Source organism: Runella sp. R0.1_18 (assembly GCF_057652155.1).
This window is the reverse complement of record NZ_JBYFCK010000002.1, coordinates 245,810-267,982: the sequence shown is the minus strand read 5'-3', so window position 1 is coordinate 267,982 and position 22,173 is coordinate 245,810. Positions and strand designations below refer to the sequence as shown.

Here is a 22,173-nt window from a genome sequence, read left to right as displayed (position 1 = left end):
ATCATTTCGGGGCGAGCTTGACGAGCTTAATTTGCTGTGCTAGTTTGTCAATTTCATTATAAATCAAGCTAGGAACAGAAGCGTCCCAAATACTCGGTAATCCATAGACCATTTGCGATGACTCGCCTTCGTATCCCCCTTCCTTCAGAATGGTAGCAGAAGGAATATACCCCATAACATCGTTGGAATAAGCCGCTACAAAAATGTTCGTTCCGTAGCGCTTTTTGCACTCGATGGCGTATTCAATGACCAGTTCTCCCCCAAAACTGAACAAAGCCTGTTCGCCTATTTTCCAGAGTTGGATGGGGTAGGGGTAAGACGACACAAACGGCTTGCCTTGCTTCATTTCACTGAGCAAGCGAGCTGCCCAACGCTGCATGTAGGGAGCTTCGGTTTGTTGGATTTTCAATAGTTGTGCCTCCGTAGGTGGTGCCGAAAGCGGCAATGTGACCTCGGCATAAGCCGATTGAAACTGTGCCGAAAGGGGTTTCATGGGTTCTTCTAACACCCGTTCCACAGCAGCGGCGAGTTCTTTGCCGTATTGCTTGGCCAACGAAACCGTGCGGCGGGGCAAAGGGTTTTGATCGCCTGCCGCGCCTTGAAAAAACAAAGCAGTGGCTTCGGGATGCGCTTTTTCTAACTCAATTTGGGCAAAACCAGGGTAATCACCCGAAAGGGCGTAAAGGTCAAGCACGGTAGGGTGGCAAGCGTAGCCGAAAACGATGGCTTTGAGCTTCCCTTTGGGCGTCACGGCTTTGATGACAGGGACGGCGTAGTCGTTGGGGCCTTTTAATTCAGTTTGTTCGAGCAAAGCCCCTTCTTTGTTGTTGCGTCGGTTGACCTGAAAACGAGTGACGCCATTTTGGGAAAACAGCTCAACGGGTTCCAAGTTTTTTAACGCATTGCCTATTAACTCCACCACTTGCCCCTCCAACCAACGCGAATACTGGTCGATTTTGACTTCTTCGGCGGCATTGAGGGGATAAATGTCGTGCAGGGCGTTGTACAATACAGGGCCAGAATGCGTGTGCGAACTGTTCAAGAGAACATTCGCTTTACTCAAACCAAAACGTGCTTGTAGCTGGCTTCGGATGCGGTCAGACATGGCTTTGGGAAAGCCCAGCATATCGGTAGTGACCAGCACTGAGCGTTGGCCATTTTCGTCCTCCAGTGCCACTGCTTTGGCCCACAAATCGTGCAGTTTTCCTTCCGAAGCGTGCGTGCGCGACGCATAGCCTGCTTGCCAAATCGCTTCTTTGGGCGTAATGACAACTTTGGAAACGCCTGCTTTCCAGCCTTTTGCAAAGGTGGTTGAAATAATGAATAGACCCACCAGCCAAAGATGCTTTCTCATTTCATTGTCAGGAGTTTATCGGCGTGGGTAAAGATTTTTTCGATGGCATTAGCGATGTCGTCCATGTCGGAGCGTGTACCGAGGAGCATATTTTGGGTGAACCAAACGGCTTCTTCGTTACAGAGGCGGTCGTTGTTGGGGCAATGGTTTCGCTCCACGTAGCTTTTAAAATCCAGCATGGCTTTGGGGTACATTTTCTGGAAATTTTTCGATTGGAAAGCATCGTCGAGGTAAGGCATGTTGTTGAGGGTCGCGTAACCTTTCGAACATGGGATTCCCTCGGCCGTCAGCGCTTTTAAGAACGTGTCGCGTGAAAGTCCTTTAAAGGCCGATTTTTGATAACGGAATGGGAATAAATGGAATGCGGCTTTGGTGACATTGTCGTACAGTTTGTACGGAATAACACCTGGAATTTGTTCAATTTTGGCTTTTAGGTAAGCCGCATTTTCGTTGCGTAGGTTGGTTTCTCCTTCCAACCGTTTGAGTTGTGCCAACCCAATGGCGGCTTGGTATTCAGTAATGCGTTGTTTGTTGCCTTGCATAATGGTGCCCGCGCCAATCACTCCCGAGGCCATGCCGTAAGGATTGCCGTAGTTGTGGTACGAAAAGCAACGATCCATAAACAAGTCGTTGTTGCTCACAATCGCTCCCGCTTCGCCGATGGCTAAGTTTTTGGAATTTTGGAAGCTAAAACAGCCCGCATCACCAAACGTTCCCACTTTTTGGTGGTTGATTTCGGCAAAATGCGCCTGACAAGCATCTTCAATCACGGCCAATTTGTGTTTTTTGGCAATGGCCAGAATCTGCGGCATGTTGGCGGGCAAACCTAAAATATGTACGGGGATAATGGCTTTGGTACGAGGTGTGATTTTGGCTTCAATTTTGGCAGGGTCAATCTGAAACGTCTCGGGGTCAACATCGACAAACACGGGCATAGCGCCGTTGGCAATGACAGGCGCGACCGTTCCGATAAATGTATAAGGCGGAACAAGTACTTCATCGCCACCGCGAATGTTGAGTTGTGCCAATGCCGTGATGAGGGCGTTGGTGCCATTGACCACGGCCAACGAACGCTTCGCTCCGACGGCTTGTGCCCATTTTGCTTCAAAGTCGCTGACGACATTGGCCCGTGACCAAACGCCGCTGCGGAGGACTTCGAGGAGTTGTTTTTCATCCGTTTCGGGTTTCCAAATCGGCCACGTAGGCCATTGTTGCGTCCGTACGGGTTTGCCTCCCAACAACGCTGGAGGCTCTGCCAACGAAAATGTGACTGATTTTGCGTTAGCTTCTGCGGGTGAGGGCGTTAGCAGTGTGGGAGCCAAGGCAGCGCCGAGTCCCGTGAGCGAATTTCGTTTGAGAAACTCGCGTCGTGAAAAGGGTTGGGAAGGCATATTGATGAATGTTATCCTTTCCAAGGTTCAAAACCTTGGAAAGGCTGTTTAAAAATAATGACTATTTTCTCGCCTTTTTTAACACACTTTCGAGTGTTACGGGGGCACCGCCTTGGCGTTTGCTTTCGTCGGCGGCTTCCATAAAGGCAAAAATTTCAATGGTTTCTTCTGGTGTTACGGGCACTTGGCCCGTTTCAAAATACGAGACAATGTCCTTTAATAGAGGTTCGTAGCCGCCATAAGGTCCGAGTACGATGTTGCCATTTTGGGTGTAAACTGTACCGCCATAGTCGTGTTTACCCGTGCGTGTTCCGCGAAAGGTGCCCACGCGCCCGTCGGCCCAGGTACCTACCACAATGTCAGTACCTTCGTTGTTGATTCTAATCACTTGTTTGCAGCCCGTACCCATGACGGTATAAAGCGTTTCGACGCCGTGAATACCGTACCAGAATAAATCGGGGTGCGTTTTTTCCAACACCGCAGGGCTAAAGGTATCAGCGCCTACGACTTTGGTTTTATCCACTTTTTCTACGCCTTTTATGTGCCGCAACGAAGAGGCGGAGAAAAGTGGCATTTGGTATTTTTTGGCGGTTTCAAAGATGGTGAGGACGTCGGAAAGCGAGGCGGCAATGGGTTTGTCGATAAATACGCGTTTTCCTGCTTTAAGAACGGGGAGGAGTTGTTCGAGGTGGCGGCGGCCATCGTTGGTTTCCAGCAAAACCACATCAACTTTGGCCAAAAGTGCTTCAATCGAATCAACAATTTCTACGTTCAATTTTTTTACTTCTTCGGTATAACTAGGAATGCGTTTGGTGCTACTTTCAATGTCTTTGCTGCCGTGGGGATAGGCTGCGACTATTTTGTAGCCTTGGTAGTCGGGGCTAGCATCAGACGCATTGAGAACTTTGGTAAAGGCGGTACTGTGTGAGGTATCAAGGCCAATAATACCCACTCGCTTGCCTACGGCTACCGTTGAGGGCGCAGACGTAAAAGAGGAAGGGGCAAGGGCCGACAGCGATAAACTTCCGACAGTAGCGCTTTTAACAAAATTTCTTCTAGTAAATGTGGTTTTTTCCATGATGAAAACAGATGATTGGGTATAGACAATATATTATCTATATTTAGGAAGACATATTTGTACTACTATTACGGTGTCATTGGATAAATATTTTTTAACTTTACAAAGATACTTAAAATTTGTTTACATTTTTGCATAAAATTTGACTACAAAATATGAAAGTAGATTCCCTCGCAAATAAAGTATATAATGAGCTTCGCAAAAAAATTCTGTCGAACCAATTGGTGTCGGGTACTAGGCTAAAGGAAGATATCTGGGCCAAGCGTTTAGATGTGAACCGCATGGCGGTGCGTGAGGCATTGACGCGGCTATTGGGGGAGCAGTTGATTGAAACGGGCGAAAAAGGGGGGTACTTTGTGAAGTCGATGAGTGTGGAAGATGTACGTCAGATTCGTGAATTGCGCGAAATATTGGAATTGGGGGCGATTCGGTTGGCTATTCAAAAGATTGATGAAGAGGGGATTCGCAAGTTGGAAGAGATTTGTAACGATTTTTCGTCGATGGTAGAGCGTGGGTATTTTGGTGGAGCTTGCGAAGCGGATGTTAAATTTCACGAAACACTCATTGATTTTGCCCAAAATGACAAGTTGAAAGACATTTACGAAATCAGTAACATTCCACTTTTTCACCAAAAGCTGGGAAAATCTCAAACCCACATGGATGACTACGAGCTTACTGACCAAGAGCATCGGCAGTTGTTGAAAGCATTGAAAGAGAAAGATGTAAAGTTGGCAGAAGAAACTTTGTCGAAGCACTTGTTGCGCGGAGAAGTAGAGGCGTTGGAGTTGGATTGAGCCTTCATATATAGTATATAATAGTATTCTAACCGCCCCAAGGGTAAGTTGCGCTCGTAGCCAACCCTTGGGGTTTTGATTTTGAGGGGCATAGGGAAGAAAGTGTTTCGTAAAAAAAAATTAACATAACTTTTTTTGTTTACAAAAATAAGTTTTCTTTGTAAACAAATTCAGCAAAGATATGTAGGCAAAAGTCGCGTAATGCCTAACTAGATTTGGAGAATTGAGAATGTTACCAATAACCCTTATTAAAACACCATTAAATGCAAAGCCCTATTTACTATTAACTCTTTTCTTTAAAAAAACATCACACACATGAATGACTTCTTCCTACTCCGAAAAAAAGGGGTAAGTATGCTATTGCTTTGCCTACTTATGTCCGTTGCGGTGTACGCCCAAACCCAAATCTCGGGTAAAGTGGTGGGGGCTGATGATTCTCAGCCCATTGCAGGCGCTTCGGTGCTTATTAAAGGAAATACGACAAATGGTGCCATCACGGGTGCCGACGGTACATTTAGATTGACGGTTGGCTCGAATGCGGTGTTGGTAATTTCGTACATTGGATACCAAGCGCAAGAGCTGAATGTGGGTTCACAAACGACTTTTAACATTTCCTTAGTTCCTTCTACCACTACCCTCGGCGAGGTTGTGGTAACGGGTTACTCGGCTGAGCGCAAAAAAGACATTACAGGCTCGGTGTCGGTGGTGGATGTGAAGGCGTTGAAGTCGATTCCGTCGGGTTCGGCTGTGCAAGCCCTTCAAGGTCAGGCGGCTGGGGTCAACGTCATTAGCTCAGGCGCGCCAGGAAGCCCTAGCAATATCTTCGTGCGGGGGATTACTTCGTTTGGTAATACCCAACCGTTGGTGCTCGTTGACGGAGTTCAGGCAGAACTCAACGACGTAAGTTCGGACGACGTAGAGTCGATTCAAGTCTTGAAAGATGCGGGTGCAGCGGCCATTTATGGGGTACGTGGCTCGAACGGGGTAATTGTAGTAACGACCAAAAAAGGAAAATCTGGACAACCTGTTATTTCGTACGATGCCTACTACGGAAGCCAACAACCTTTGCAAGGAAACGTGTTTAACTTGCTTAATTCAACGGATTTTGCGCGTTTGACCAAAGTTGCCTACCCGACGACAGGTTTATTTCAAAACGGTCTTCCTGACTTTACGTATAGAGGCCCAGGTGCAACGGGCGTTGGTAAGGCAGGCGATGCAGCGGTGGATCCTTCCAAGTATAATTTTGATGCCAACAACCCAGGTCGCAACTACTTGATTCAGTCCGTAAACAAAGAAGGTACCGACTGGTTCCATGAGTTGTTTAAGCCCGCCGCGATGACCAGCCACAACCTAACGGCCAGTGGCGGTACTGATAAGTCGAATTACATGGTGTCGTTGGGGTATTTCAATCAGCAAGGAACGATGCTCAAAAGCTATTTGGAGCGTTATTCGGCCCGTATTAACACCCAATTTAAGATTAAAAACAACATTCGGGTGGGTGAAAACGTCTATATGTTCTACAAACGTAACCCAGGATTTGACAACTTGAGTACGGGTAACCCCATCGCTTGGACGTACCGTGCGATGCCAACTATCCCTGTGTATGACATCAGAGGCAACTACGGGGGAACGTTCGCAGGGCCTGAATTGGGAAGTTCGTCGAACCCTGTGGCGGTACAAATGAACACCGTCAACAACAAAACCAATGCTTGGGATGTGATCGGGAACGTGTATGCTGAAGTTGATTTCTTGAAGCACTTTACGGCGCGCACCAGCTTCGGGGGAAGTATTGATAATCAGTATGCTACGAACTTTAACTTTACCCCTTACAACAACTCAGAAGGTAATACGAACCCTAACTCGTTTTCGGAAATTGCGTTGTACAACAGCAACACCATGTGGACGAATACGTTGACCTACACGAATTCATTTGGCAAAAACAACCTGAAAGTGATTGTAGGTTCGGAAGCGATTCGTAACTACGGACGTTACCTTATTGGTTCGGCAAGCCGTTTGTTTTCAACCAATTTTGATTATTTGAGTTTATCGAACGGAACCATCAACATCACCAACGGTAGCAGCGCATACAACAATACCTTGTTCTCGATTTTTAGCCGTGTTGATTATTCGTTTGATGACAAATATTTGGTAGGCGTAACGGTTCGTCGCGATGGTTCATCGCGTTTTGGTGCCAATCGTCGTTACGGTATTTTCCCTTCGGTATCGCTCGGCTGGCGCTTGACGGGTGAGGAGTTCTTGAAAGATGTTGCTTGGCTAAACGAATTGAAATTGAGAGCAAGCTACGGGGTACTTGGTTCGCAAAACAACGTAAGTCCGCAGAATGCTTACACGCTCTTCGGCGGAACGTTTGCTAATGCTTACTATGATATTGGCGGAAACGGTGCGTTGGCACAAGGTTTTGCCCAAACAAGCATCGGAAACCCGAACACAGGATGGGAGGAAAACATCGTAACTAACATCGGTTTGGACGGTACTATCTTGAACAACAAATTGGACGTTTCGGTCGAATACTACAAAAAGTCAATCAATGGCTTATTGTTTAGCCAACCGCTTCCTGCTACGGCTGGGGGAGCTACGGCGCCAACGGTGAACATTGGCGACATCCAAAACAAAGGGGTGGATTTGGCCTTGACCTACCGCCAAACGATTAGTCCAAGTTTGAAATTCAGCATTGGTGCCAACATTACTACCTACCAAAACGAAGTAGTAAACACGCCAAGTCCAGGGTATTTTGATGGTGCCAACACCCAAAACCTCGGAAACGTGGTACGTAACCAAATCGGTCAGCCTGTGAGCTCGTTTTTTGGATACAAAGTGATCGGATTGTTTAAAAACGATGCCGAAGTAACTTCTTCGCCGACCCAAAGTGGAGCGGCTCCTGGTCGCTTTAAATACGAAGACGTTAACGCTGATGGCAAAATCGACGCCAGCGACCGCACCTTCCTCGGAAGCCCTAACCCTGATTTTACGTACGGCCTTAACTTAGGCGTGACTTACCGCAATTTTGATTTCTCAACTGTTTTGTACGGCTCGCAAGGCAACGAAATCTACAATACTGTGCGGTCATTTACGCACTTCTTTAGTACGTACGTTGGGGCAAAAAGCAATGATTTGTTGAATGCTTGGACACCTGAAAATCCCAATAGTAGCATTCCAAAAATCGAGTCAACGGGCTCGTTCAGTTCATCGGGGGTTTCAAACTCGTTTTACGTAGAAAACGGGTCGTTCCTCAAAATGCGTTCGTTGATGGTAGGTTATACTGTGCAACCGTCGTTCCTCAAAAAATATGGTATGAGCAAACTTCGCTTGTATGCCCAGGCCGCGAACTTGTTTACGTTCACCAAATACACGGGTCTTGACCCAGAGTTGAGCGGAAACAGTTCGTCCTTTGGAATCGACTATGCCAACTATCCCAACAACCAGAAGAATTTTATTTTTGGCCTAAACCTTTCATTCTAAGTGCTTACGCACAGTTAATTGTTATTTGTTAACCGTCTATCAGTTTCTCTACTACTTGCTGAATTAGCTGAAAACTAACCACGATTAACGGATAACAATTAACAGATAACCAATAATAGTCTAAACATCGACTTACATGAAACGATTTAAAACACTACTATATGCGACTGGGTTGGGGTTGATTTTGACCACCAACTCCTGCAAGGAAGAATACCTCGAAATCGGGGCGTTGGGTTCTACCAGTGAAGCTACCCTTGCCAACAAGGCAGGTTTGAATGGTCTCTTGACGGGGGCGTATTCCTTGCTCGATGGCTGGGGTGTACCTAACACCACCTATTATTTTGTGGGGGTAAGCAACTGGATTTTTGGCGGGGTAACCTCTGACGATGCCCACACAGGAACGCAGGCGTCGGCGTTGCCACCGATGGAAGCGGTTGAAAGTTATAACTATGACCCAACGCTGGCACCGTTCAACAACAAATGGATGGTATTGTACGCAGGAGTACAACGCGCCAACGATGTGTTGCGGGTTTTGGCCAAAACCAATGATCCTGCACTTTCGGCAGAAGAAGCCAAGCAAATCAAAGCCGAAGCAACGTTTTTGCGGGCGGTGTACCACTTGGAAGCGGCCAAAATGTGGGAAAATATCCCTTATTTGGACGAAAGCATCAGCTACGCTAACGATAATTATAAAGTCGCCAATACGACCTCAGCTTGGCCTAAAATTGAGGCAGATTTTAAGTTTGCAGCCGACAACCTTTCTGGTACAAAAACCGAAGTAGGCCGTGCCAATAGCTGGGCAGCGAAGGCATTTTTGGCAAAAACATACATGTTTCAAGACAAATACACGGAAGCCAAAACGGTATTGGAAGATGTGATTGCTAATGGCGTAACTTCGTCGGGAGCAAAGTATGCCTTGGTCAACTATGCCGACAACTTTAACCCTTCTAAGAAAAACGGCCCTGAATCGGTGTTTGCTGTGCAAATGTCGATTGCAGAATCGTTCCAAAATGGAAATTACGGCGATGCCCTCAACTTCCCGATGGGTGGCCCTGCTACTTGCTGCGGAGCGTATCAGCCGTCGTTTAGTTTAGTCAATTCGTTTAAAACAGATGCTACCACTGGTTTACCGTTGATTGATACCTTCAACAATTCAGATGTTACAAACGACCAAGGAATCGAAAGTAGCACACCGTTTACGCCTTATGCAGGAACGCTTGATGCGCGTTTGGACTGGACAGTAGGCCGTCGTGGAATCCCGTACTTGGATTGGGGATTACACCCAGGAAAAGCCTGGGTTCGTGTACAATCGGTCGCTGGCCCTTACAGCCCTATCAAGAGTATTTATTACCAAGCGGCTGCGGCAACTACCTCATCATCATCGCGTTGGACTTCTAATAACTATACTATGATTCGTTTTGCGGATGTGTTATTATGGGCAGCAGAAGCGGAAGTAGAAGTGGGAAGTTTGGCCAAAGCGCAGGAATACGTAAACCGTGTACGTGCACGGGCGGCAAATCCAGTGGGATGGGTGAAAAAGTATGTGGACAACACTGCACCACTAAAAGGAGTGACCAACGAACCAGCCGCCAATTACAAAGTGGGTTTATATACCACCGAGTTTACGGCAAAAGGCAAAGAGTTTGCGCGGGAAGCGGTGCGTTTTGAACGTAAAATTGAGTTTGGAATGGAAGGCCATCGTTACTTTGACCTTCGCCGTTGGGACAACGGAACAGGCTACATGGCCAACGTTTTGAACGCCTATGTACAGCACGAGACGACCATTCCAGGTTATGACTTTACCTACATGAAAGGGGCGACGTTTAAGAAAGGGAAAACCGAGTTATACCCTATTCCTCAAGCACAAATCGACCTAAGTGTAGTAAACGGTCAGCCAGTGTTGAAGCAAAATCCTAACTATTAAGTCGTTATGCTTTTTTACGCTTCTACTTACCCTGACCTCAACGAGGCAGCCAAAGACAAGGTGGTGGTGTTGCCTTTGGGCGCCATCGAACAACACGGCCCACATTTGTCGGTTTCGACCGATACCGACATTGTCACGTACGTTGCTCAGCAGATAGAAAAAGCATTACCTGAGTCGGTGTTGCTTTGTCCTACACTGCCTTTTGGGTCGAGCCACCATCATTTATCCTTGGGGGGAACGATGAGTATTTCGCCCGAGCTTTATACCCAAGTGGTGATGGATTTGGTGGGGTCGTTGGTAGAAAGCGGTTTTAAAAAGATTATTTTGCTTAATGGCCACGGGGGAAACATCACCCCCGTGCGCCAAGCATTGGCGGTGTTGAGCAAGCGTTTTGACATAAGCCACCAGCCTACTATCGCGTTGGCAACGTATTGGGAGGTGGGTGGAAAAGCCTTTGCGGGTGAACCACCGATGGAAAGCCCCGCCCTGAGCCACGCGTGCGAATATGAAACAAGCATGATGCTGTACCTATTTGCCGATAAGGTATGGATGGAGCGCGTCGAGCGGGCACAACGCCCCGAAAGCAATGGCTACATTCCGTGGGAAGATGATGAGCCGTATCGCGGGGTGACGGTCTTCAAACAAACGGCTTTTATTTCGAGCAATGGCAGCAGCGGTGAGCCCCAATTGGGTACGGCCGAAAAAGGAAAGTATTTAGTAGAACAGGCTATCAAAGGATTAATTACATTTATAGAATCATTCAAAAACTGGCCGTTGTCGGAGCGTCTTTTTAACCACAAAGAACCCTAAGAATTGTACAAAGAAACACAAAGTGAATGCCCTTTGACAGGTTAAACGCATTTAAAAAAAGTAGCCTCAGCGAGGCTAAATCTTAGTAGAAAAAGGTAAGCAAACACGTCCCACACCTCCCAAGGCTCCGTCGGGGCGACAGACTCTCGGTGAAAGATGTCACCCCGATGGGGCTTGGGGGAATACCTGGGTCATTCTTTCTACTAAGATGTAGCTCCTCTGGAGCAATAAAAAGCTATTTAATGCGGTCAACCTGGTTTTTTGCGAACATTTTGGTAAAATAAAAAAGATTTGAAAGATTTGAAAATCAACATAGTTATGTCAAAAAAAATAGAAATAAAACATCCTGATAAAGCCGCCAATACTGGCGCTTATTCGGCAGGAGTGATGGTAGGCGAATGGTTATTTATCAGCGGCCAAGGCCCACTCGACTTGACCACGGGTGAAGTGATTCACGGAACCATCGAAGAAGAAACGTTGCTGACGCTTTCGCACATTCAAAAGGTGGTAGAAGCCGCAGGAGGAACCGTCGATGACATCGTCAAATGCACGACGCACTTAGAAGATATTAACGATTTCGACCGCTATGATGCCGCTTATGCGTCGTTTTTCAAGGGGATTAAACCCGCCAGAACTACTGTGCAGTCGGTGCTGTCGGACGGAATTAAAATTGAGATTGACGCGATAGCGATTATTTCTCAAAAATAGGGGAACAATTTTCTAATTTGAAAATGAGGCAATTTGAAAATTAATTACACGATGTATTTCTTAATTACCGAATTTTCAAATTCTCAAATTTGCAGGGTATGAATCAAAAAAAACGCATTGGTACGGTAGGATTGGGGCTAATGGGAAGCAGCATTGCCACCTGTATTTTGGCGGCGGGGCATGAGGTGACATCGTTGGTCAAAGACCTAAGCATAGTGGATGAAGCACGGCAGCGTATCCTCTCTTTTTTGGAACAACTCCACCAAGAAGGCATTCTGAGTGAGCGTCCCGAAGAGGTATTAAAACGCCATACCATCACCGACGATGTGACTAAAATGGCGGGGCACGAAGTGGTGATTGAATCCATTATCGAAAATGTTGATGAAAAGAAAAGTGTCTATAAAAAGCTAGAAACGGTGCTTTCGCCTACGGCCATTATTGGTAGCAATACATCGGCAATCCCTGTTACGATTCTCCAAAGTGGGCTCCAGCACCCCGAGCGAGTTTTAGGAATTCACTGGGCTGAGCCTGCCCACATCACTCGTTTTATGGAGGTGATTTGTGGTAAAGATTCGCAACTAGAATATGCCTACAAAATGGTCGAGTTGGCCGAAAGCTGGGGCAAAGAGCCTTCGTTGTTGAAAAAAGACATTCGTGGGTTTATCACCAACCGCATCATGTACGCCATGTTGCGTGAGGCTTTTTATTTGGTCGAAAACGGCTACGCTACCATGGAAGACGTGGACCGTTCGTTACGAAACGACTTGGGGTACTGGATTACGTTTGCAGGACCTTTCCGATTCATGGACCTGACGGGCATTCCAGCGTACCTGACCGTTATGAAAGACTTGTTTCCAGAACTCAGCAACGCTACCGAAGCACCTGCTTTTATGGAAGACCTTGTGTCGGCAGGTGCCAAGGGCGTTAGCAATGCCCAAGGATTCTACCCCTACACGCCCGAAAGTGCCGAGCGTTGGGAAGAAAAATTTATTGAATTTAGCTATGACGTCCGAAAATTAGCCAAAAAGTATTCATCCAGTTCGATTGAAAATCCCTAATGACGACTATCCACACCATTAAAGCCACGGAGGTGATTGTGCCTGCCAAGCCCGGAAGCCTAAATTCGGAGGAGGTTATAGATAAAGATGCCGCCTTTGCCCAGAAATTTTTGACGGGCGAGCGTTGGACGGAGTTTGCCAATCAACCCAAGTGGATCATTGAAATTACGCTTAAAAATGGCCTGACGGGTATCGGTGAAACCTACCGAAGCGCATCTAAAGAGCAATTGTCTGAGGCCATGCAAACATTGGTTGGGCAAGATGTACTCCAATTAAACTGGCGTCGATTGCCTATAACTGACCAACGAATTTACGAAGCTTTTGAGACGGCGGTGCTGGATGTGGTGGGCAAAATACTGAACGTACCCGTCGCTCAATTGCTTGGTGGAGCCTACCGCGATCGCGTCGATTGTTTTGGCTGGACAGGCCGCCGTACGCCCGAAGATGCCGCGCAAAAAGCCTATGAAGCCATGCAGAAAGGCCACAAGGCGTTCAAGTTTAAGTGCTCCGACGAAGACCCCGTGCGTTTGTGGACGGCCGAAATCAAGAAAAAATGCGGCGATGGCATTAAAATATTACTCGATCCCAACCAACGTTGGACGGATGTGGCTACCACGCTTCGATTGATGGAAGGCGTAGAAAACGACATCATGCTGGGTTTGGAAGACCCCATTTTGCACGCCGATGTCGCAGGGTTTAAGTACCTGCGCGAAACGTTGGGTATTCCAATGTACCGCCATATTTCGTTGCCTTACACCCAAGACATCCGTGACATGATTGCGTTTGTACGCGCCGATGCCGTGGATGGGTATAATTTTAACGGTTCGGCTTATAACTGCGTACTGTTGGCCGAAATCGCTCATTTAGAGGGGAAAGCCTGTTGGAGAGGTTCGGAAGTGGACTTAGGAATTTCGGAAACCATGGGGCTGCACATCGCCGCTGCAAGTATCAACTGCACCATTCCTTCCGATTTATTTGGGGAATTGGTTCGCGAAGACGATTTGATTGTAACTCCCATTCAATTTGAAAACGGAGCTGCCCTCGTCCCGCAAGGCCCAGGACTGGGCATTGAGCTAGACAGAGTGGCATTGGAGAAATATAAAGTGAGTGAATTTAACTGTAACTAACAGATAATAGAAAATTCCCCCATTGGGGGGCAGGGGGCTACTATGAAAAAATCGGCAATGTCTTGGACCATACTGTTTGCTTGTAACTTTATGTGGGCCTTTCATTTTACGAGCATCAAGCTGACGCAAGACCAAGTCGGGCCGTATTTTACGGTGTGGGCACCGATGCTACTGGCTACAATTCTGCTGGGGCCGTTTGTGGTACGCGATTTTAAGAAAGGAGGTAAAAAACTCTCCGACATCTTGATTTTCGTGCAGTTGGCGGCGTTGGGCGCATTTCCCTCACAAGTACTAATGACGTGGGGAACGCAGTACTCTTTGGCCAGCAATGCGGCGATTTTGGTGCTTACCTTGCCCGTTATTACGGCGGTTTTTGCCTTTCTGATGCTCAAAGAACGCATGAATGCGGCGCGTTGGGTAAGTTTTGCCATCGCGATTATCGGGGTAGCCCTTTGCTCGACCGACGACATCAAGCGTATTGATTTAAGTTCGAAATACGCGTTAGGAAATGTGCTTATTTTCTTGGCTATTTTGGGCAACGCGTATTACAACGTAGGCTGCAAGAAAATCGCGGAGAAATACACCGAAATCGAAATGGTGTTTTATACCTACCTCGTGATGTGCATTTTACTAACACCGCTAGTGCTTTATTACGAACCCGAAATGTTTGGCAAAATCCCCGAGTTTACCACCAATACTTGGATAGGTATGATTTCGCTGACGGTGTTTCATAACTTTCTTTCGATGGTATTGTTTTTTAAGGCCCTCAAGCATTTGGACGCGACCCAAGTGGCTTTATCCAACTATCTTATCACCTTTATGGGTTTGCCAATTGCCGCGTTTTGGCTGGGAGAAAAGCTTAATAGTCAGGCCATTATTGGTGGTCTTTTGGTGCTAGTGTCAACCCTTATTCTTTCTATTGTAGATAGCAGAGTGCAACAAAAAAAAATGATTAATAATAATCCATAATCAGTACAGATATGTCAGAGCTAACAAACGAGCTATTCGGCGTTGTCCCGATTGTTCCCACACCCTTTACCGAAAACGAAGAAATCGACGAAAGCGCTCTTCGCAATTTGATTGATTTCGCCATTGCAGGTGGTATCAAAGCGGTTTGTTTACCCGCTTATGCCAGTGAATTTTATAAACTGACCGACGAAGAAAAACTTCAGGTCGTACGCGTGGCCGTGGAGCACGCAGCAGGGCGCATCAAGATTGTGGCGCAGTCAAATCACCCATCACTCAAAGTGGCGATTCGTTTGGCTCATGCCAACGTAGCAGCGGGTGCCGATGTGGTATCGTTGGCAGTTCCGCGTATTTTCAGCTTGCCCGAAAGCTCGTTGAAACAATACCTATCGGAGTTCCTTCAGTCGATTCCCAATACCCCTGTTCTTATTCAAGATTTTAACCCAGGTGGTGCTTCCATCAGCGTAGAATTTATCAAAGAGTTGATGGACGAAAACCCGAATTTCAAGTACCTCAAACTGGAAGAACCGCTTTGTGCGCCTAAATTTGAGAGTATCATCAAAGCGACCAAAGGCAAAGTAGGTTTGTTTGAAGGATGGGGTGGTTTGTACATGCTCGAATTGGTCCCGATTGGTATTCAGGGCGTCATGCCAGGGTTGGCCGTGGCAGATATTCTACAACGCGTATTTGATTTACGTCGTAACGGTGAAGACGGCAAAGCGTTCGATTTGTTTGAAAAAGTAATGCCGCAGATTTTCTTCTCATTACAAAACATGGAATTGTTCCACTACGCCGAAAAAGAATTGCTCATTGCGCGGGGTGTGTTGAGCAACAGTATTGCCCGCAAAGCAGCCTACATTCCAGACGCATCGAGTGTAAGTTATATCAAAGAATTGAACCAGCGCGTCATTGACGTTCTCAACGACGAAACCTACGCCATTCGCCCAGTAGCCGAAGCAGTGTAGAGGGGAATGTCGAATTTCGAGTGCAGAATGTCGAATGGGTGTCAATCGCCTCGGAGAGGCGAAACCTTTGTAGTAGGCATTGAGCACCGCCTCGGAGAGGCGAAACGTTTGTAGATAAAATAATGCATCAAAATCGCCTCGGAGAGGCGAAACGTTTGTAGGCGAAACGTTTGTAGGATAAAATAATGTATTAAAACCGCCTCGGAGAGGCGCAACCTTTGTAGCGTAACGTTTGTAGAAAATGAGTGAATTTAACGGACAAATAGCCATCATAACGGGAGCAGCATCAGGCATAGGCTTGGCAATAGCCAAAAAACTCCTTGCCGAAGGAGTCCACGTGGCACTGCTTGATTTTAATGAAAAAGGGCTTCAACAAGAATTTGAAGCCTATGGCGAGCAGACCCTGCGCATCGGACTTGATATTACCAACGAAACACAAGTACAAGAAGCTGTGGCAGAAGTAGTGGCGCGCTTTTCGAAGGTAGATATTTTGGTCAACTGCGTGGGTATCACAGGAGTAACCAACCTAAAAAGCCATGAAGTAAGCACTGAAAACTTGCAAAAGGTGTTTGATGTCAACTTTATGAGCTGCTTTTATACTTCGAAGGCAGTGATTCCATCGATGTTGGCCCAAAAATACGGTCGCATTTTGCACATCGCGTCGATTGCGGGGAAAGAAGGAAATGCAGGAATGCTCGCCTATTCGGCTTCCAAAGCGGCGGTGATTGGTTTGACCAAAGTGCAGGGAAAAGAATACGCCGAAGACGGAATTACGGTCAACGCCCTAGCACCTGCCGTGATTCGTACACCTTTGGTAGATGCCATGCCCGAAGTTCAGGTCAAGTACATGACGGACAAGATTCCGATGAAACGTTGTGGAACGTTGGAAGAAGCGGCTGACTTGGCCGCCTATATTGTTTCATCAAAGAACAGTTTCACCACGGGCTTTACCTTCGATTTGTCGGGAGGCAGAGCGACGTATTAAAGAGAACCTTGGCAAAGTTTAAAACTTTGCCAAGGTTGAAAAACAAAGGAAAATGAAATCCCTCATTCTGATAATAAGCAGTTGTTTTTGGGTTTTTACGGGGATTTTTGCCCAAAATCGCCCCAGTTTATTGCCCGAACCCACATCAATTCAATACGGAAATGGCGCATTGGCGGTGAGCAACGTGACATTTTATGTGCCTCCGACTGCTTCTAAAGACATTGTATTTGCTCTCAAAGAATTACAACAAACCCTGAGTGAGCGGAGTGGGAAGCCCGTCAAAACGGCTTCCACTCTTGCCGCTTCGCGGGTGCGCTATACCGTAAAAACGACAGGCCGAGAACTGCCCGAAACCGACGAAGCGACTAAAGGAAGCACCCGCGAACATTATTCTTTGTCGGTATCAGCGCAGGGAATCCGAATAGAAGCCGAAACCTCAACGGGGCTGTGGTATGCCGTACAAACCCTTCGACAACTGATTCAAGGAGAAGGACAACAGGCGGCTATCCCGTACGTGACAATCACCGACCGACCCACTATGGCCTTTCGGGGTGTTATGATGGATTTTGCCCACGGAGGCTTGCTCACGGTGGAAGAAATCAAACGTCAAATCGATTTTTTGGCACGTTGGAAAACCAACCAGTATTACTTTTACAACGAAGTAAGCATTGAATTGGAAGGCTACTCCACCCTCAATTACAAAGCCAATTACACCCAAGAGGAGGTGAAAAGTATTATTGCTTATGCCCGTGAGCGTCATATGGATGTCATTCCGTTTGTTAATTTTTATGGGCATTTGCACGAACTCATTCGGAACGAGAAATATGCGTCGCTGGCGATTGGGCGCTACGGACACGAGATGGATCCGCGCAATGCAGGTGTAAGAGAATTGCTCAAAAACTGGATTAAACAGTACACCTCGTTGTTCAAAAGTCCGTTTATTCACGTTGGTTTTGATGAAACGTGGGAAACCAAACGCCTCAACAGCACAGAGGAGAAAAGTCTCAATCCCGAAGCGTTGTACATCCAGCAGCTGACCTTCGTAAGTGAAGAACTCAAAAAGTACGGAAAAACGCTTCTTGCTTGGACCGACATGAGCTCGTTTTATCCCGATATTATCAAGAAATTTCCAGCCGATGTCATCCCCGTTATTTGGCAATATTCGCCCGATTCGGCCGCAACCTACCATTACCTAAACCCCGTTTTGAAGGAGAAAAGACCCTTTTTCATTCAGCCTGCGGTATCGGGCTGGGGGCACATTTATCCCGAAGCGGGTTACACCTACGACAACATCGACCTGTGTTTACGCGCAGGATTGCGTCATCAAACGTTAGGTTTTATCACCTCTGTCTGGACCGACTCGGTGGAGCCGTTTGTGCGGTCGTCGTGGATGTTTATGGCCTACGGGTGCATTTCGGCTTGGCAGGGAAAATCACCCAATCAAAAGGAGTTTTCCCGAAAATATGCGTCGTTGGTTTATCCCAACATTGCCCAAGAAATGGGAGACGCGTTTGAGAACATTGCCACGTCGGTCGAATACCTAAAAAAGTGTTTGGGAAAAAACACCCAAAGTATGCCGCGCGGAACGCTGGTTGAAGCGTGGTCGAATCCCTTTTCGGCCTATTATTTGGCGAACACCGAGGCGCACATGGCCGATTTTAGGGAGGTTCGTAAGTACAGCGAAGAGGCGCAAGCCAATTTGATAGCGGCCCTCAAAAAAGCCTCAAAAACAGAAAGCGAATTTGCCAATTCATTGCTGGTATCGGCCCGATTAATCAATTATTCGGCCATGCGGTTTATGTGGGCGCGTACGGTGGTCGATCGTTGGGATTATGCCATGGTGACGAAGAAAAAGGAAGACTACGTTATTTACGATTTGACGTACCCTTGCCATAGTTTATTGGTGGATGCGATGGATGAAACGGGCGAACTCAAAAGAGAATACGAAAAAGCGTGGCTGTCGGAATGTATGCCTTATCGTCTCAATAGTATTTTAGGGCGTTTTGACGTGGAGTACAGCTTGTGGCGAAAATTGCACTTGAAAGTAGTTGATTTCCAGATTCAACGCCAAAAAGATGCACCTGTAAAGTCGTTTATAGAGGTCTTTAATCCTGATTTCTAAGTAATTGAATAGGTGCCGTTTGGCATTGTCCATTTATAGGTTAGAACCATGAAAAACATAGAATTTATCAGTCCCATAGAAGGCGATATGCTTCACGGCTGGGACGGACAGGTAGTAGAAGGTGTACTCCAAACGACGGTCAAAGTAAAAGCGCCGTTGCAGCATTTTATTGTTATCAATGGCGTGGAAGCCCAAGAACGTGAAGGTGTTTTTGAAGCATTGGTGACGTTGAGCGACTACCAAAATACGGTAGAAGCAAAAAATATGACCACGGGAGAAAGTGCCCAAATCAAGGTCTTTTGGCTGCCCAATTTTGCAGGAAATTACCGTTTGTCGATTGACGATAACATCTGGTTTTTGCGCGATATTCACCAAAACAATGCGAACTATGCGTCGATTTTTGATAACCCGTATTTGGGTTTTCTAAAACAAGTGCACGACGAATACGGGACAAAAATCCACCTCAATCTTTTTTACGAAACCGACGGTTTTAACTTGTCACAAATGACCGACCGCTTCAAACCTGAGTGGACAGCCAATGCCGATTGGTTGCGGTTGAGTTTTCACGCGCGAGGGGAGTTTCCCGACATGCCGTACCGCACCGCAGGCTACCAACAAGTAGCCGACGATTGTGAAATGGTCAAAAATGAAATTCGGCGTTTTGCGGGAGAGGCTGTGATGGGGCCTGTTACTACGCTGCACTGGGGCGAAGCTACCGTCGAGGGCTCTCGGGCTTTGCGGGATGCGGGGTATGTAGGTCAGTTGGGATATTTCAACGTGGACGACGATTTGCCGCCAGTTTCGTATTATTTGACCGTTGAACAACGTCGTCAACTGAAAAAACGCTTTGTGTGGCACGATACGGAAGAAGGCATCACGTTTGTTCGGAGTAGCATTGTGATTGATAAAAAAGAGTTGCCCGATATTGTTCCGCACTTGAATAATTACGCAAACCTTCCGTCAGGACAGCCACCATACGTCGATTTTTTGGTACACGAACAATACTTCTATCCCTTTTATGAAGCCTACCAACCCGATTTTCGCGACCGTGTTGTGGCCTGTGCGCGCTGGGCGACTGAAAAAGGGTATCAACCCGCTTTCCTCGGGGATTGCATTTTTTAAATCAAAAACGAAGCCATTCCAAGGTTCAAAACCTTGGAATGGTTCTCATTCCCTAAAGACATGGAAAACAATCGTAGAAATTTCTTAAAAACAGCAAGTGCAACTGGACTTGGACTTTTTGCCTCTAATCCCTTTGCTGCTTACGCCAATAGCCCTGAAGAATGGGCGCAAGTACGCGCGCAAGCTGACCGCAAGCGCGTACAGAAATTTAATATGAGTGGCTACGCCGCTCCCAAACTGGACGTAGTTCGGGTTGGGTTTATCGGCTTAGGGAATCGCGGGATGGGGGCTGTCGAGCGATTAAACAAAATCGAAGGTGTCGAAATCAAAGCTTTGTGCGATTTACGTTCTGAGAAAACTGCCGCTGCCAAAAAACTGGTAGAAGCTTCGGGACACCGCCCCCAAACCTACGATAGCAACCCCGAGATTTGGAAAAAACTCGCCGAACGCTCCGATTTGGACCTCATCTACATTCTCACCCCCTGGGCATTTCATACGCCCATGGCGGTATTTTCGATGGAGCACGGCAAGCACGTATGTGTAGAAGTGCCCGCCGCCAAAACCATTGAAGAAGCCTGGCAGCTGGTCGATACCTCGGAGCGCACGCGCAAGCATTGTATGATGGTAGAAAACTGTTGTTATGACTTCTCCGAACTATTGACGCTCAATTTGGCCCGTAATGGCTTTTTTGGGGAGATTATCCACGGTGAAGCAGCCTATATTCACAATTTGCAAACGCACGTTTTTTCTAAAACCCATTTTTACCAATTGTGGGAGTTGCAAGAGATGTTTCAGCGAAAAGGCAACTTGTATCCCACACACGGACTGGGGCCTATTTGCCAAGTAATGGACATCAATCGGGGGGACAAAATGGATTACCTCACTTCGATGTCGAGCAACGATTTTGTGTTGGGAAATTTGGCCAAAGAGCTCGCCGCTAAAGATGATTTTTACAAGCCGTACGTGGGGAAATCGTTTAATGGCAATATGAGCACAACGACGATTAAAACCCAAAAAGGCAGAACGATTATGGTGCAGTATGATGTATCGTCGCCGAGGCCGTATTCGCGGATTCAACTGGTGAGCGGTACCAAAGCGGTGGGCTTAAAATACCCCGAACCCGCGCGTTATTCGACGGGGCACGAGTGGATGTCGGCGGAAGAATACAAGGCATTGGAAGAAAAATACCTGCCACCAATTGTGAAGAAAATGGGCGAAATCGCCAAAAATGTAGGTGGACACGGCGGTATGGACTTTTTGATGGATTGGCGCACGATTGATTGCCTCCGCAATGGTCTCCCGCTCGACCAAGATGTCTATGATGCGGCTCTTTGGAGTAGCATTGCGCCACTCAGTGGCTGGTCGGTAGCCAACCGCTCCAATTCCATTGATGTGCCCGATTTTACGGGTGGGTCGTGGAAAATGAATGCTCCCGTTGATATATCTATGACCAAAGGCGGCACGACAAAAGCCAAAGTGTAAGCTTCGATTGACTTAGCAAGTTTTCTAGGAGTTCAAAGTAGCCTCGGTAGAGGCGCCACATTTGTAGTAGAGGTAGAGACGCAACATTTGTCGTATTGTAGGAGTTTTTGTACGAGGTTTTGAGAAACCTCGTGTGTCGGTTTTAAGAAACCGACATCACATCACCTTGGACATTACATTGAGCCTTGGAGAGTTTCTATAACTTTCCAAGGCTTTTATATTAGGTAATTTGGCGAAAGCGTTATATTTTTGAGAAAATAGCGCTTTCGGCAAAATGATACATACTTTCCTAAAATTGCTTTTGAGCGGAATACTGGTTTCAGCCATCGGTATCCAAGGGCTCTTTGCCCAAACCCTCTCCGTAACGGGTGAAGTAAAAACACCTTTATCGCTCACATCTTCTGATTTTCAATCGCTTGAACGTACTGAAGTAACGGCCAAAGACCGCGATGGCAAAGAACATCGCTATGCGGGAGTGACGCTGACGTCGGTTCTTCGCAAAGCGGGCGTGACGCTTGGGGGAGAATTACGCGGTGAAAATCTCTCAAAATATATCATTGCCAAGGCGGGCGATGGCTACGAAGTACTGTTTTCGTTGGCGGAGGTTGATGCCGAGTTTAGTGGCCGCACTATTTTGGTGGCCGACTCGGTGGATGGTGCCCCGTTGCCCCAAGGAGTAGGGCCTTTTCGGCTAGTGATACCCGACGAAAAACGCCCCGCTCGTTGGATTCGCGAGTTGAAATCTATTGAAATTCGATTTGCAAAATAAGGCTGCTGGTTCGCGATACAATCGCAAACTAACAAAGA

At 47.0% G+C, this 22,173-nt stretch carries 17 protein-coding genes; 14 read left to right on the top strand and 3 right to left on the bottom strand.

Features of this window, described 5'->3' with window-relative positions:
* Position 1: 1 nt before the first annotated feature.
* The 3 genes from AC23P2_RS03955 to AC23P2_RS03945 form a co-directional block, all read right to left on the bottom strand.
* Positions 2 to 1,354, bottom strand: coding sequence for a neutral/alkaline non-lysosomal ceramidase N-terminal domain-containing protein (locus AC23P2_RS03955; RefSeq protein WP_487771990.1), 1,353 nt, complete (start codon positions 1,352 to 1,354; stop codon positions 2 to 4).
* Positions 1,351 to 2,745: a DegT/DnrJ/EryC1/StrS family aminotransferase gene (locus AC23P2_RS03950; RefSeq protein WP_487771989.1), complete on the bottom strand. Its 1,395-nt coding sequence runs from the start codon at positions 2,743 to 2,745 to the stop codon at positions 1,351 to 1,353. The genes AC23P2_RS03955 and AC23P2_RS03950 overlap by 4 nt, the downstream gene beginning before the upstream one ends.
* A gap of 61 nt (positions 2,746 to 2,806) precedes the next feature.
* Positions 2,807 to 3,823 carry a Gfo/Idh/MocA family protein gene (locus tag AC23P2_RS03945; protein ID WP_487771988.1) on the bottom strand — a complete coding sequence of 339 codons (1,017 nt, stop codon included), beginning with the start codon at positions 3,821 to 3,823 and terminating at the stop codon, positions 2,807 to 2,809.
* Positions 3,824 to 3,978: 155 nt separating this feature from the next.
* Here AC23P2_RS03945 and AC23P2_RS03940 point away from each other — a divergent pair, with 155 nt between their 5' ends.
* The 14 genes from AC23P2_RS03940 to AC23P2_RS03875 all read left to right on the top strand — a co-directional run bounded on the left by AC23P2_RS03940 (position 3,979) and on the right by AC23P2_RS03875 (position 22,135).
* Positions 3,979 to 4,617, top strand: a complete 639-nt coding sequence (locus tag AC23P2_RS03940) for a GntR family transcriptional regulator (RefSeq protein WP_028525860.1) — start codon at positions 3,979 to 3,981, stop codon at positions 4,615 to 4,617.
* 315 nt (positions 4,618 to 4,932) lie between these two features.
* Positions 4,933 to 8,097, top strand: coding sequence for a SusC/RagA family TonB-linked outer membrane protein (locus AC23P2_RS03935; protein WP_487771987.1), 3,165 nt, complete (start codon positions 4,933 to 4,935; stop codon positions 8,095 to 8,097).
* 136 nt (positions 8,098 to 8,233) lie between these two features.
* Positions 8,234 to 10,021 carry a RagB/SusD family nutrient uptake outer membrane protein gene (locus AC23P2_RS03930; protein ID WP_487771986.1) on the top strand — a complete coding sequence of 596 codons (1,788 nt, stop codon included), beginning with the start codon at positions 8,234 to 8,236 and terminating at the stop codon, positions 10,019 to 10,021.
* A gap of 6 nt (positions 10,022 to 10,027) precedes the next feature.
* Complete coding sequence (locus AC23P2_RS03925; protein ID WP_487771985.1) at positions 10,028 to 10,831, top strand: creatininase family protein; 804 nt, start codon at positions 10,028 to 10,030, stop codon at positions 10,829 to 10,831.
* Between the two features lie 318 nt (positions 10,832 to 11,149).
* Positions 11,150 to 11,539, top strand: a complete 390-nt coding sequence (locus AC23P2_RS03920) for a RidA family protein (protein WP_487771984.1) — start codon at positions 11,150 to 11,152, stop codon at positions 11,537 to 11,539.
* A gap of 98 nt (positions 11,540 to 11,637) precedes the next feature.
* A complete protein-coding gene (locus AC23P2_RS03915; RefSeq protein WP_487771983.1) occupies positions 11,638 to 12,597 on the top strand; it encodes a 3-hydroxyacyl-CoA dehydrogenase family protein in 960 nt (319 codons plus the stop codon).
* Positions 12,597 to 13,724 (top strand): mandelate racemase/muconate lactonizing enzyme family protein, encoded by a 1,128-nt coding sequence (locus AC23P2_RS03910; RefSeq protein ID WP_487771982.1) that lies wholly within the window; start codon positions 12,597 to 12,599, stop codon positions 13,722 to 13,724. The genes AC23P2_RS03915 and AC23P2_RS03910 overlap by 1 nt, the downstream gene beginning before the upstream one ends.
* A gap of 57 nt (positions 13,725 to 13,781) precedes the next feature.
* Positions 13,782 to 14,693 carry a DMT family transporter gene (locus tag AC23P2_RS03905; protein WP_229598806.1) on the top strand — a complete coding sequence of 304 codons (912 nt, stop codon included), beginning with the start codon at positions 13,782 to 13,784 and terminating at the stop codon, positions 14,691 to 14,693.
* An 11-nt stretch (positions 14,694 to 14,704) separates the two neighbouring features.
* Entirely contained in the window at positions 14,705 to 15,655 is a 951-nt protein-coding gene (locus AC23P2_RS03900; RefSeq protein WP_487771981.1) for a dihydrodipicolinate synthase family protein, read from the top strand.
* Positions 15,656 to 15,896: 241 nt separating this feature from the next.
* Positions 15,897 to 16,640 (top strand): SDR family NAD(P)-dependent oxidoreductase, encoded by a 744-nt coding sequence (locus tag AC23P2_RS03895; protein WP_487771980.1) that lies wholly within the window; start codon positions 15,897 to 15,899, stop codon positions 16,638 to 16,640.
* A 52-nt stretch (positions 16,641 to 16,692) separates the two neighbouring features.
* Entirely contained in the window at positions 16,693 to 18,762 is a 2,070-nt protein-coding gene (locus AC23P2_RS03890; RefSeq protein WP_487771979.1) for a beta-N-acetylhexosaminidase, read from the top strand.
* Between the two features lie 48 nt (positions 18,763 to 18,810).
* The gene (locus AC23P2_RS03885; protein ID WP_487771978.1) at positions 18,811 to 19,884 is read left to right on the top strand and encodes a hypothetical protein; all 1,074 of its coding nucleotides are present in this window, start codon (positions 18,811 to 18,813) and stop codon (positions 19,882 to 19,884) included.
* A 60-nt stretch (positions 19,885 to 19,944) separates the two neighbouring features.
* On the top strand, positions 19,945 to 21,366 hold the full coding sequence (locus AC23P2_RS03880) for a Gfo/Idh/MocA family protein (RefSeq protein ID WP_487771977.1): 1,422 nt from the start codon (positions 19,945 to 19,947) through the stop codon (positions 21,364 to 21,366).
* Positions 21,367 to 21,640: 274 nt separating this feature from the next.
* Positions 21,641 to 22,135, top strand: coding sequence for a molybdopterin-dependent oxidoreductase (locus AC23P2_RS03875; protein ID WP_487771976.1), 495 nt, complete (start codon positions 21,641 to 21,643; stop codon positions 22,133 to 22,135).
* Positions 22,136 to 22,173 lie beyond the last annotated feature (38 nt).